This window comes from Aeromonas sobria (assembly GCF_006243315.1).
In the GTDB taxonomy this organism is placed as follows: domain Bacteria; phylum Pseudomonadota; class Gammaproteobacteria; order Enterobacterales; family Aeromonadaceae; genus Aeromonas; species Aeromonas sobria_A.
Window position 1 is genome coordinate 1 of the sequence record NZ_NKWE01000094.1, and the last position, 13,047, is coordinate 13,047.

Here is a 13,047-nt window from a genome sequence, read left to right on the forward strand (position 1 = left end):
CGTGCCCATGATGCAGACTTGAAGAGGGTGGTGGTGATCAGATCACCGCGCCCTCAGTTAGTTCCATTCAAGCTGCATCGATTTGGGCAACAACGCCCTGATTTGCCTCAAAATTCCGAAAAATCAGTAAAATTATTTTTGTGACCGGGATCGGTTATCTCGGTCAATAATCCGGCGTTACCCCTTGAAAGTGATGAATTAAACAGCAAGTTAAAACAAATGATTAACACAGTAGTCACTTTTATGTATTCTGCTGTCACTGGTCTGATTTCTTACCTCCTACCAGATCCATAGAATCGAACCAGAATTGACAAGAAGAAGCTGAAATAAAAACGGATTTTGCCGTGATCTGCACCGGACGTGCAGCCTTCATTGGCAAAAAAATCTGCCTACAAGAGAGAACTCCATGACGACAACTATTTTCAAGAAGAGCCTGATTGCCGCCACCATCGCACTGGCCACCGGTCAAGTCCATGCTGCGGCATTCCAGTTGAACGAGCACTCAGCCTCCGGTCTGGGTCGCGCCTATGCAGGCGAAGCAGCCATCGCCGATAACGCCTCCGTGCTGGCCCGTAACCCGGCAGCCATGACCACCTTCGACAAGATGGCGGTCTCCGTCTCCGGCACCTATATCAAGCCGGATGTGGATGTTGAAGGCAAAGTCGCCGGTGTCGTTCCTGCCAGCGCATCTGGCATTGCTCCCGCAGCCTTTGTTCCCGCCTCTTACTTTATTCAACCGTTAAATGACCAGTGGGCTTGGGGTATCGGCCTCTTCTCCAACTACGGTTTGTCTACTGAATACGACAAGAGTTTCGCGGCTGGTGCAGGGGCAGGTGATACCTCCCTCATTACTTTGAATATCAACCCCAACATTGCATATCGAATCAATGAGCAATTCAGTATCGGCGCGGGGATTAATGCCGTTTACGGTTCCGCCGAATTAAATCGTTATGCCGGAGCCTTGGCTCCTGCGCTGTCTCGCCCGACGAGTCAGGGCGGAACAGGCATTCCTCATAGTGCAGATAAAAATATTTCAAGTCTTAAAGGTGATACATGGGGCTTTGGCTGGAACGTTGGCACTCTCTATGAAGTTAATGAAAATCATCGCTTTGCGCTGACCTACCGCTCCCAAGTAGATCTCAGCTTCGATGGTGATTTTAATGGCACTAGATCGGGTTACAAAACCGTTGATGGCAATCTGAAGCTTGATTTGCCTGCTCAAGCCGAGTTTGCCGGTTATCACCGCCTGAACCAGCAGTTTGCCGTTCACTACTCCGTCAACTGGACCGATTGGAGTGCATTTGAAGAACTGAAGGCAACCAGTTCTCAATGCAAAGATGGTATATGTCTGCAAAAGGATGAGAAATTCAAAGACTCTACTCGTTATGCCATCGGAGGTACTTGGTACATCAACCCTGCTTGGGAAGCGCGTTTGGGCTTTGCTTATGACAAGACCCCGATCGAAGCTGAATATCGCAGCTTGAGCATTCCTGACTCTGATCGTATCTGGTATAGCGCCGGTACAACTTACCACTTCAACCCGGATATGAGCTTGGACTTCGGCCTGACCTATATCGATGGCAAGAAAGTTGACGTTGATGAAGGTCTTGTTACTCATGGCCCTGCAAGCCAAACAAACCCGCACTGGGTCGGTACTTCCCATGGCGATGCATTCCTGGCGTCTGTTGGCTTCAACATGAAGTTCTGATGCTTGACCGATTTGAAAGAGCGCCGCCAGGCGCTCTTTTTTTGTCCCCGAAAATTGTTTCAGCGCACGACGATGCCTGGTTGGCGATCAATTGAGCTATCTCTTCTAAATTCCTTCCCTGCAGAAAAACACTATGCCAATTATTGCCTTACTCCATATGGTGAGCACTGGCATAGTGTTCTGCTACACCATAAACTCAACCCAGTACCCATACTGGAGCAAGGCATGTATTCCTACGTAGCAAGGCAGCCAATACTCGATAGAGACCTCAATACTTATGCCTATGAGCTGCTCTTTCGCGATAGTCTGAATAACGTCTTCCCTGGTATCTCCTCCCAGCAGGCAACCTCGCGTCTGGTGGTCGAACAATTCCTGCAACAGAACATCGATCAGCTGCTGGGTGGCCTGCCCTGCTTTATCAACTTCCCTCACTCACTGCTGTTGGAAGGCTTGGCAGAGTGCCTGCCGCCCGAAAAAGTAGTGATCGAAATTCTGGAAGACTCGCCGCCGGATGATGCGTTGCTGGAAAAGGTGAAACAGCTGCACAAACTGGGTTATCAGCTGGCGCTCGATGACTTCACCATGTCGCCGGATTGGGAGCGTTTTCTCCCCTTTATCCATATCATCAAGTTTGATTTGCGTGCCACGTCGTTGCTGATGATCAAGGTGTTTATCCAACGTCATACATCACTTGGATTAACCTATCTGGCAGAAAAAGTGGAGGACAAGGCCGAGTTCGAACGGGTCAAAAGCATGGGGATCCAGCTGTTCCAGGGCTTTTTCTTTAGCCGCCCAGAGATGGTCAAGCAGGCCACCATGGCACCAGCCCAAGTCGTGGTGATGCAGTTGCTCAATGTGGTCAACGAAGCCGATCCGGACTTTAACCGGATTGAACAGTTATTGAGCCAGGATGTGTCCCTCTCGCTCAAGCTGCTACGCTACGTCAACCACCTCAAAGGGCAGAGCAACCCTATCTCCTCGTTTCGCCAGGCAGCCATCTACCTCGGTGACACCCAGCTAAAACGTTTTGTTTCGCTGATCGCCACCACCAGTGCAGGTAAGGGCAAGAGCGCCGAGCTCTACCAGATGTCGCTGATCAGAGCACGTTTCTGCGAGCTGCTCGCCCATGCCCATGCCCCGGCCCAGCAGTCACAACAAGCCTTTATTACCGGCCTTTTCTCTTTGCTGGATGTGTTGATGGAACAACCCATGGACAAGCTACTGGGGACTATCCCCTTAGTCGAAGATATCCGGCTGGCGTTGCTGAAACGCCAAGGCAACCTCGGTTTTTATCTGGCGTTTTGTGAAGATTATGAAAATGCCAACTGGTCGCGGATCACCGCCAAGACAGCGCAGTTAGGGCTCAATGAGGACAAGGTGAGTCACCTCTACCTGACGGCAACCGCCTGGGTTAATGAACAGTGGCAAGCGATGACCGCCCCGGTTAAATGACTTCAACCGCGATGGCGGTCGCCTCCCCGCCACCGATACAGAGGGTAGCCACCCCCCGACGCAAGCCCCCTTGTCTCAACGCAGTGATCAGCGTCACCAGAATACGCGCGCCGCTCGCTCCCAGCGGATGCCCCAGCGCACAAGCCCCGCCATGCACATTGACCTTGTGATGAGGAATGCCACAACCGCTCATGGCCAGCATGGTGACCATGGCAAAGGCCTCGTTGATCTCGAACAGATCCACCTCGTCCACCGACCAGGCCAACCGTTCAAGCAAGCGTGATATTGCGCCGATAGGTGCAGAGGTAAACTCGGCAGGCAACGCTGCATGGCTCTGATAACCGACAATCCGTGCCAGCACCGGTATCTGCCGCGCGCGCGCGGTAGCGCCATCCATCAAGATCAGCGCCGCTGCGCCATCCGAGATTGAGCTCGAATTGGCCGCTGTGATGGTTCCGCCCTTGCCAAACGCCGGTTTCAGGGTAGGTATTTTATCCGGTCGCCCCTTGCCCGGCTGTTCATCTTCGGCCAGCAACAGCTGGCCATCGCGATAACACGGCGCCAGCTCCATGGCAAAAGAGCCCGCTTGCTGCGCCTGACGAGCCCGTTGCAATGATGCCAGAGCAAACGCATCCATGGCGCTGCGGGTCAGCCCGGCATGATCCGCACTGTGCTGGGCATGCACGCCCATCAGCTGGCCATCATAGGCATCCTGCAAGCCATCAAGAAACAGGTGGTCCAGCACCTGCTGATGACCCATCCGAAAGCCGCTGCGAGCATTCTCCAGCAAATAGGGCGCGCGGCTCATGCTCTCCATTCCGCCCGCCACCACCACCCGGTTATCTCCCAGGCGAATGGAGTCTGCCGCCAGCATCACCGCCTTCATGCCTGAACCGCACACCTTGTTGACCGTGGTGGCGGGTACACTAGCAGGCAGCCCAGCCTTCAACAGCGCCTGTCTGGCTGGCGCTTGGCCCATCCCTGCAACCAGCACGTTACCCATGAACCCTTCATCGATCTGCGCAGGATCAAGCCCGCTTTGAGTCAGTGCCGCCGCAATGGCGCAGGCCCCCAGCTCAGGGGCCGTCATCGCGGCCAAGGCCCCCTGAAATGCCCCCATGGGGGTACGCTTTGCCGCCACAATCACAATATCCATCTGCAGATCCTTCCTTGATACATGGCCATAACATAGGCGGTCTGGCGCGATGGAACAAGAGTTGCAGTGCCGTTTACGTTTAGGTAAGGTGCCCATCAGGAACGTTCGCCAAGAAGCCTGTATGAACAAGAGCAAGGATGATAAACGGCGCTACAGCATCAGTGAGCTGGCCCGGGAATTTGATATTACAACGCGCAGCATTCGCTTCTATGAAGATCAGGGTCTACTGGAACCAGGCAGAGAGGGTCAGACCCGGATCTACAGCAAGCAGGATCGGGTACGCCTCAAGCTCACCTTGCGTGGCAAACGGCTTGGTTTCAGTCTGGCGGAGATCCGCGAATTGTTTGATCTCTACGATGCCGACAAGAGCAGCCGCAGCCAGCTGCAGACCATGCTGGGGCTGGTCGCAGAGAAGCGGGAGACGCTGCAACAGCAGATGGAAGATATCAGGATGGTACTGCTGGAGCTGGATGCTGCCGAACAGCGTTGCCAGCAAGCACTCGGTCAATTGAGATAGCCTGGATCAACTAGCACCGCCCGGCACCTCATGCTTCGGGTCACTGCTGGCTGGCGTTATTAACTACCAGATAGCAAAAAGCCACTCCTGAGAGTGGCTTTTTCTTCAACTGAATAGCTCGCGATTAAACGCGAACGAAGTCCAGGTGAACCAGCTTGTAACGTACAGGGTGACGCTGGATAGCTTTCACTTTTACGTTAACTTCTTCGCCATTGATAACCATGGTCAATACAGACTCATAGAATTCCGGCTTCTCTTGAGCCAGAACAATTTTCTTGTGGTCAACAGCGATGGACAGCGCTTCTTTACCAGCACCGTAGATGATGGCAGGAACTTGGTCAGCGTGACGCAGGCGGCGGCTCGCACCTTTCCCCAGGTCAGTACGGACTTCAGCTTGGAATACGAAAGACATAGTGTGTATCTCTTTTAAGATGAATTTATGGTGTTGACTGCGACCGGTCAACACCTCGCAAAACGAGCGCGAATACTACCACGGGCTAAATAGGGATACAAGGTAGATGCCCCTTACCTCCGCGGCCCCTGCTCCAGGCGGGCAAATTGCTGCTGGCGCTGGGCCGGACTCAGGGCATCAAACTGCGCCAGTGTCTCGGCGCGAGGGCAATAAAGTCCATCCCCCGTCCTGACATGGATGCTGTTACCGAGCCGCCCCTGATTTTCGGCTACCAGCGCCAGCAAATAGCTATAGGTATCCGCCCCTTGGGCACTGGATAACTGATTGGCAATGCGCCACAGGGTCTCGCCCGCGGCGACCTGATGGCACACCGTATGCTGCATACCCGCTGCCGGAGCAGAGAGGGTGAGCATGGTATCGCTGGTCACTGATGACTCAGCCACGGGACTGGCCAGCGTCATGTCGGCAGGCGTCAGCCCCAGCGTTGCCAGCAGGGGTTCGCTATTGTCAGCGGGGATGGGAATATCAATGCCGCCAAACGCCCCTTGGGGGATATGAAACTCGGCGATAAAAGGGGTCGCAGACTGCGCAGTATCAACATCAACCGGTGAACGACTCCCATGCCGCATCATGGCAACGGCCTGGCCGGGCGCGACCCCATAGGCCATCTCATCGATACGCTGCAACCTTGCCAGATAGGTTTTGGAAAGCTGCGCCTCCCCCTCGAACAGATCAAAGGGGGGCACTAATCTGGCAGGAAACAGGATCTGCCAGCGACCCTGTTTCTGCTTTTGAGCCAAAGGCGGAAACTGATTGCCGCGCCAGGCAACAAACATCGCAGGCGGGGTACGCGCCAATGGGTAGTATTCCGGGTTTAATTGCACCCATGTGTGTTCCGCAATGGGTTGATAGCCGCTGATCATCACCTGTGCGACACCTAACCAGATCCCCAGCATCCTTGCCTCCTGATCCCCAGAGGAAGGGAGCCGCCACACAGCAGCCCCTTCTCATGCTCTATATCACGCTGTTAAAACAGACAGATAGCAGCTTAGCACTGCGCAATGGCGTTAAGCACCCGTTTATCTGAAACCGGATAGGGGGTCCCCAGATTCTGGGCAAAAAATGACACCCGCAGCTCCTCGATCATCCAGCGGATATTGGCCACCTCGGTCGGTACCAGCTGGGATTTGGGGATCTTGGCCAGCAGCCCCTTGTAATCGCTCTCCACGCTCTGCACCTTGAGCATGTAGACCCGATCCCGGTTGGGATCGATGGCCAGCTTCTCCATCCTGCGCTCAATGGCGCGCAAGTAACGCAACAAGTCCGGCAGCCGCTGCCAGCCGGTCTCGGTCACAAAGCCTTTATGGATCAATTTGTCGAGCTGGAGCTGAATATCTGACATGGCAAACGCGGTATCGAGCTGCATCTTGCCCTTGAGCCGCTTCTTGATCTCATGGGAGAGGGTCAGCACTGCCTCTACCTGCTTGGCCACCTCCACCACGGCATCGTTGAGCTCGGCTCGGACAAACTCTTTGAGCCCCTCAAAACCGGCCTCATCCCATGCCAATCCACCATGCTGGGCGATCAACTTGTCGCAACCGCAGGCAATACAGTCATCGATCAGTTCGGCCACCTTACCAAACGGGTTGAAATAGAGCCCCAGCTTGGCCTTGTTGGGCAGCTTTTCTTGCAGGTACTTGATGGGAGAAGGCACGTTGAGCAGCACCAGCCGGCGCTGACCTGCCCACATCAGTTGTTGCTGGGCCACCGGACTCTCCACCAGCTGAATGGAGACCGAGTCTTTCTCATCCACCAGCGCCGGATAAGCCTTCACTTCGAAACCGCCCCGCTTCTGGCTGTACTCCTGCGGCAACTCGCCAAAGCTCCAGAGGGTCAGGCCGGATTGTTCGATATCGTCATCCGCAACTTGCGACAAGGTCTCCTGCACCTTGCCACGCAGGGATTCTTTCAGCGCGTCCAGATCTTTCCCTTCCGCCACCTGTTTGTGCTTGTCATCCACCACCCGGAAGGTGAGCTTCAGGTGATCGGGCACCGCATTCCAGTCCCACGACTCGCGAGGCACTGTGACACCGGTCATCCGCCGTAATTGGCGCTCCATCTCGTCCAACAGCGGCCCCTGCTCGGGATTAAGGCTGGCCAGCAGCGCATCGGCATAGTTGGGCGCCGGTACGAAGTTTTTGCGCATCGGCTTTGGCATCGACTTGATCAGCGCGACCAACAGCTCATGGCGCAGCCCGGGGATCAGCCACTCAAACCCCTGCACGTCGACCTGATTCAGTAGCGGCAACGGAATATGCAGGGTGACGCCATCGGCCGCCTCCCCCGGTTCAAACTGATAGCTCAACTTGAGCTTGAGCCGCCCTTGCTGCCAGAAGTTGGGATAATCAAGATCACTGATGTGGGCCGCATCGCCCTTCATTAACATCTCTTTCTCGAAGTTGAGCAGCTCGGGATCCTGCTTGTGGGCCTCCTTCCACCATTTGTCGAAGTGGCGGCTTGATATCACCCCCTCCGGCAAACGGGCATCGTAGAAGCGGAACAGATCCTCATCATCCACCAAAATGTCGCGGCGACGGGATTTGTGCTCCAGCGCCTCCACCTCGGCTAGCAACTTGCGGTTTTCGCCAAAGAAGCGGTGACGGGTCTCGAAATCCCCCTCCACCAGCGCGCGGCGAATAAACAACTCACGGCACAGGGCCGGATCCAGGGTGCTGAAGTTGATGGTCCGCTCATTGACCAGGGTCAGACCATAGAGGGTGACCTTCTCCTTGGCCATCACGGCGCCATTTTTCTTCGACCAGTGTGGGTCGCTGTGGTGCAATTTAATCAGATGCGCCGCCAGCGGCTCCACCCATTCCGGTTCGATCTTGGCGTTGACCCGGGCGTAGAGCCGTGACGTTTCCACCAGCTCGGCGGCCATCACCCACTTGGGCGGCTTCTTGAACAGACCCGAAGCCGGGAAGAGGTGAAAACGGCCGTTGCGCGCGCCGAGAAACTCCGGTTTTTCCAGATCCTTGTTACCGATATGGCTTAGCAACCCGGTCAACAGCGCGCAGTGCACCGTCTTGAAGTCTGCCGGTTCATGGTTGGCTTTAAAACCCAACTCTTTCACCGTCTGGCGCAACTGGAAGTGGATATCCTGCCATTCACGAACCCGCAGGGAGGAGAGAAACTCCTTCTGGCACATGCGACGGAACGGGTTGCTGCCCAGCAGATCCTGCTGCTCTTTGAGGTAGTTCCACAGATTCACGAAGGCGAGAAAATCCGAGTCTTTGTCTTCAAACCGTCTGTGTTGCTCGTCGGCGGCCTGCTTTTTCTCCATCGGCCGCTCGCGAGGGTCCTGGATACTGAGACCGGCGGTGATCACCATCACCTCACTCAAACAACCGGTTTGCGCTGCGGTGATCACCATCTTCGCCAGACGGGGATCCAGGGGAATGCGCGACAGCTGACGACCGGTATCGGTCAGTTGCAGTTTGGCTTCCAGCTCCTGCCCTTGTGATTCACGGGCCGGCAGTTCACGTACTGCCCCCAGCTCTTTGAGCAGCGTCAGGCCATCCTTGATATGACGCGACTCGGGTGGCTCAACGAAGGGGAAGGCTTCCATATTGCCAAGCCCCAGCGCCAGCATCTGCAAGATGACCGACGCCAGGTTGGTACGCAGGATCTCGGGATCGGTAAAGGCCGGACGGCTGTTGAAGTCCTCCTCCGAGTAAAGCCGGATACAGATACCGTCCGCCACCCGGCCACAACGCCCTTTACGCTGGTTGGCACTGGCCTGGGAGACCGCCTCGATAGGCAGACGCTGCACCTTGGTACGCCAGGAGTAACGGCTGATCCGGGCAGTACCCGGATCGATGACATAGCGGATGCCCGGCACTGTGAGTGAGGTCTCTGCCACGTTGGTGGCGAGCACGATACGCCGTCCTGCATGCTGCTGGAACACCTTGTTCTGCTCGGCGTTGGAGAGACGGGCGTAGAGCGGCAACACCTCAGTGTCGCGCAGATTGAGCTTGCGCAAGGCATCGGCGGTATCACGGATCTCCCGCTCACCGTTCATGAAGATCAGGATGTCCCCCAGCCCTTCACGGGCCAGCTCTTCTACCGCGTCGAAGATCCCCTGCAGCTCGTCGCGCTCCTCCAACCCTTCACTTTTATCACTGGCAAGGGGGCGATAACGCACATCAACGGGATAGGTCCTGCCGGAGACCTCGATCACCGGCGCCTTGTTGAAATGGCGAGAGAAACGCTGCGGATCGATAGTGGCCGAGGTGATGATCACCTTGAGATCCGGGCGCCGTGGCAGCAGTTGCTTGAGGTAACCCAGAATGAAGTCGATGTTGAGACTGCGCTCGTGCGCTTCATCGATGATGATGGTGTCGTACTGGGTGAGCATCCGGTCATTCTGGATCTCTGCCAGCAAAATACCGTCTGTCATCAGCTTGATGTGGGTCTGCTCGCTCACCTGATCGGTAAAGCGCACCTTGTAACCCACATATTGACCCAGCTCGGACTCCATCTCCTCGGCAATACGCGCAGCCACGGTTCGGGCCGCCAAGCGGCGCGGCTGGGTGTGGCCGATAAAGCCCTTCACCCCGCGCCCGAGGGCCAGACAAATCTTGGGGATCTGGGTGGTTTTGCCCGAACCGGTTTCCCCGGCGATGATCACCACCTGATGTTCACTGATCGCTTTGGCGATCTCCCCCTGCTTCTGACTGACCGGCAGGTTGGCTGGATAGGTGACCTTGGGCACACCGGTCAGACGCGACTGATAGCGCGCCTGTGCGCTGTCCAGATCAGCAGCAATGGTCTCAAGCACAGCAGTCTGCTTAGCCTCCGGCAGTTTCTTGACCCCGTGCAGACGGCTGGAGAGACGACGTGCGTCGAGGTTCATGCAGGCGGAAAGGCGGCGGCGCAGCGCCTCGATAGAGAGAGACAAGGTACGAATTCCTTAAATGAGAGCCCGACAAAGGGCCATATCGATAAGCTGCGGCAGATCCTAAAGAGCGAGTGACACAGGTGCAAGCCCTAACATCATGCAAGCCTAGCGGCCGGGATGTGCCACTGATGATCAGTGCACGAATTGGAACACTATTACGTGGTGGCATACATGATCGCGAATTGATGCCCCAATATAGCCAAAGCAGGCCGAAGCCTGCTTTGAGGAAGAGGATATCTGGGGATCAGCCGTGGGAATGGTGGACAAAACAACTGCTAAGCTGGGCGTGAATGGCTTGCATCACGTTGTGGCGGTTGATCACCCCGAGCAGCCGTCCATCCTGCACCACCGGATAGATCTTCGGCTTTTGCCCCATCATCATCTCTGCCAGCGCCAGAATGCTGGTATCGGGTCCGACCGTCAGCACCTCGTTGCGCATCACATCCTTGACCTGCGCTACTTGCTCGCAGTGATAGGCCTCCTTGAGCATCACAGCAATACAATCCTGCTCCGAGATCCAGCCGATCAAATGCCCCTTCTCATCCACCACCGGGCCGCCCAGTTGATGACTGTTCAAAAATTTTTCGACCGCAGACTGCACCATCATGTCGGCAGTGAAGGTAATGGGCCTGCTTTGCATATAATCTTGGGCTTTTAGCGATTCCATATCGACTCCCCTATTGTGGTCAGTAACGCTGGCCTGATGCGCTCATTGCTGCAAGCGCTATGTACAGCTTATTGCAAGCATAGCTGGCTCGCGGTTAGGTGTGCGCCGCCCCCCGCACGTTAGTGGTCATATAAATCAACCGCTTTGGCAACCGGAATAGCCGCCTGCATCATTGCTGGCAGATTATCAGCGAGGACCGCAACCACTGCAGGATCGACGCGCCCCTGACCGGCCAGTTGCAACATAAAGGCAAGCGCCTCACCTGTGGGCAGACCGCGCCGATAAGGCCGATCCTGCACCATCGCCTGAAAAATATCTGCAACCCGTAAAATGCGTGCCTCCAATGCCATAGCAGAGGCGGGCAGATGGAATGGGTAGCCCTCTCCATCAGGCTCTTCGTGGTGATAGGCAGCCCAACAGGCGATCTCTTCAAATCCCTCGATATGGCGCAAGATCTGGTAAGTTTCGAAGCTGTGGGTATTGATAACGGCACGCTCGGCCCCCGTCAGACGGCCGGGTTTATCCAAAATTTCGTCCGGCACCCTGAGCTTGCCCAAATCGTGCAATAACCCCGCGATTTCGAGCATGTCGCAATGAGTCGCACTGACCCCCATATCTTCGGCTAACAAACGTGACACACGAGCAACCCCCAGGGAGTGGGCCATGGTAAAGGGGCTCTTGGCATCAACAATGCCGGAAAAGATCCGCGCCAGCGCTTTCAGTTCTCCATTGGAGGTCAAGCAAGGTTCCCGCTCCCGCAACATTTCCAACATGTAATCATTGATGGCTCTCGCTTCCAGTTGCAGCCAGAACGCTTCCGCACGGGAGGTGTCCAAAAAGGCATCCACCAGCTCGGGGGCAAAAAACTCGCCGCTACATGACTGCAATTTTGCGCGAATGTCACCGGTATGCAGCAACAGTGTGCCATCACCATAATAGGGTGCTGCCAGCGCATCACAGCGATCCACCAGAAAGATAAGGTTCGCCTGAAGAGCGACCTTGCCATCGACTTCACGCAGCTTGCACAGCTGATGCCAGTGGGTGTGATGATAACGGATGGGCAGAGCCAGAGGGGCCAGCGGTCGAAAGTCCTTGAGTAGTTGATATCCCACCTCACAGTGGCGCTGGGACGACTCCCAATCGAACTCGCTAACAAGGTGATGGTGAGTCATAGTCGAGGAGACACCGATGTCGTGCAGCACTCCTAACTCGAACAACAAGCAGCGTTCAACATTATCCATTCCCAAGTTCCGGCTACATTCTGCAGCCATGATCCCGACCCGCTTACCATGAGCCACATCACCGATCCCCACCAAATCGAGTGACGCCGACAGGGCATACACCACTTGGCGAAGATCTACCTGCAACGAAATTGTGCTCGTCCCTGCATGCTCATTGTTCATTATCCACATCCCATGCGGTGCTATTTTCTACGTTATGCTGAATAGAATGAGTCGATTTACACGCTCTTAAATATTAAGTTAGTCAACAAAAGCCGCTTTTACCTCATAGCCCCGATAAAGCAGGTACTGTCACCACAACGCGTTGGAAGGCCAGTCTGCAATCAACTCGGCGACCACCATCAAAATACACCGGCCTGCCATGCCAATACCTTGCTTCGCTATCCTCCCGTTGCCAGGCTTGCCCCCCGCCCTGCTGGCAGTGATTTCCCCACGCTCCAGCGAATGACGTACCACAGGCCCCTTGGCCATATTTAGGCCACACACAACATATAACTGGGGCATCGCCCTTTTAGCACCACAAACACCAGCCAGTTCGATAGCGGCAGATGAAGATCCCAATCCTGCGCAGAGCGGTTGAATATCCTGTGGCAGCTGATTAAGGTGGTGGCCACATCAGAACATCAGTCAAGGAAAGACGGTATGAAGATTGTCATACTCGGTGGCGGCGTGATCGGAGTAACCAGTGCCTGGTATCTGGCCAAGGCGGGGCATCAAGTCACCCTGCTGGAGCGGCAGGGGGGCGTTGCCCTTGAAACCAGCCACGCCAACGCCGGGCAGATATCCCCCGGCTATGCGGCCCCCTGGGCCGCCCCCGGCATCCCCCTCAAGGCCGCCAAGTGGATGCTGCAAAAGCATGCCCCCTTCACGGTACGCCCCACCGCCGACCCCTTCCAGCTGCGCTGGATGCTCAGAATGCTCGCCAACTGCACCC

At 55.7% G+C, this 13,047-nt stretch carries 10 protein-coding genes; 4 read left to right on the forward strand and 6 right to left on the reverse strand.

The annotated features are described in order from the left end of the window. Window positions 1–406 precede the first annotated feature (406 nt). The gene (locus tag CF137_RS21840) at window positions 407–1,708 is read left to right on the forward strand and encodes an outer membrane protein transport protein (protein WP_139721639.1); all 1,302 of its coding nucleotides are present in this window, start codon (window positions 407–409) and stop codon (window positions 1,706–1,708) included. 225 nt (window positions 1,709–1,933) lie between these two features. After that, the gene (locus tag CF137_RS21845) at window positions 1,934–3,160 is read left to right on the forward strand and encodes an EAL and HDOD domain-containing protein (protein ID WP_139721641.1); all 1,227 of its coding nucleotides are present in this window, start codon (window positions 1,934–1,936) and stop codon (window positions 3,158–3,160) included. Here CF137_RS21845 and CF137_RS21850 read toward each other — a convergent pair. Continuing rightward, window positions 3,153–4,316 (reverse strand): thiolase family protein, encoded by a 1,164-nt coding sequence (locus tag CF137_RS21850; protein ID WP_139721643.1) that lies wholly within the window; start codon window positions 4,314–4,316, stop codon window positions 3,153–3,155. The two genes, CF137_RS21845 and CF137_RS21850, sit on opposite strands and share 8 nt — an antisense overlap. Window positions 4,317–4,437: 121 nt before the next feature. Here CF137_RS21850 and CF137_RS21855 point away from each other — a divergent pair, with 121 nt between their 5' ends. Beyond that, on the forward strand, window positions 4,438–4,833 hold the full coding sequence (locus CF137_RS21855) for a MerR family transcriptional regulator (RefSeq protein WP_139721644.1): 396 nt from the start codon (window positions 4,438–4,440) through the stop codon (window positions 4,831–4,833). 124 nt (window positions 4,834–4,957) lie between these two features. Here the strand turns inward: CF137_RS21855 and rplY are convergent, their stop codons facing one another. The 5 genes from rplY to CF137_RS21880 all read right to left on the reverse strand — a co-directional run bounded on the left by rplY (window position 4,958) and on the right by CF137_RS21880 (window position 12,284). Further along, window positions 4,958–5,245 (reverse strand): 50S ribosomal protein L25, encoded by a 288-nt coding sequence (gene rplY / locus CF137_RS21860; RefSeq protein WP_042023867.1) that lies wholly within the window; start codon window positions 5,243–5,245, stop codon window positions 4,958–4,960. Window positions 5,246–5,358: 113 nt separating this feature from the next. Next, window positions 5,359–6,201, reverse strand: a complete 843-nt coding sequence (locus tag CF137_RS21865) for a hypothetical protein (protein WP_139721646.1) — start codon at window positions 6,199–6,201, stop codon at window positions 5,359–5,361. A gap of 92 nt (window positions 6,202–6,293) precedes the next feature. Next, window positions 6,294–10,205 carry an ATP-dependent RNA helicase HrpA gene (hrpA, locus tag CF137_RS21870; RefSeq protein WP_139721648.1) on the reverse strand — a complete coding sequence of 1,304 codons (3,912 nt, stop codon included), beginning with the start codon at window positions 10,203–10,205 and terminating at the stop codon, window positions 6,294–6,296. A 244-nt stretch (window positions 10,206–10,449) separates the two neighbouring features. After that, window positions 10,450–10,872, reverse strand: coding sequence for a CBS domain-containing protein (locus CF137_RS21875; protein WP_101347070.1), 423 nt, complete (start codon window positions 10,870–10,872; stop codon window positions 10,450–10,452). A 119-nt stretch (window positions 10,873–10,991) separates the two neighbouring features. Then, on the reverse strand, window positions 10,992–12,284 hold the full coding sequence (locus CF137_RS21880; RefSeq protein WP_139721650.1) for an HD-GYP domain-containing protein: 1,293 nt from the start codon (window positions 12,282–12,284) through the stop codon (window positions 10,992–10,994). A 471-nt stretch (window positions 12,285–12,755) separates the two neighbouring features. On the opposite strand from CF137_RS21880, the gene CF137_RS21885 reads away from it, so the two are divergent. Further along, on the forward strand, window positions 12,756–13,047 hold a 292-nt coding region (locus CF137_RS21885; protein ID WP_139721652.1), incomplete at its 3' end, for an FAD-dependent oxidoreductase.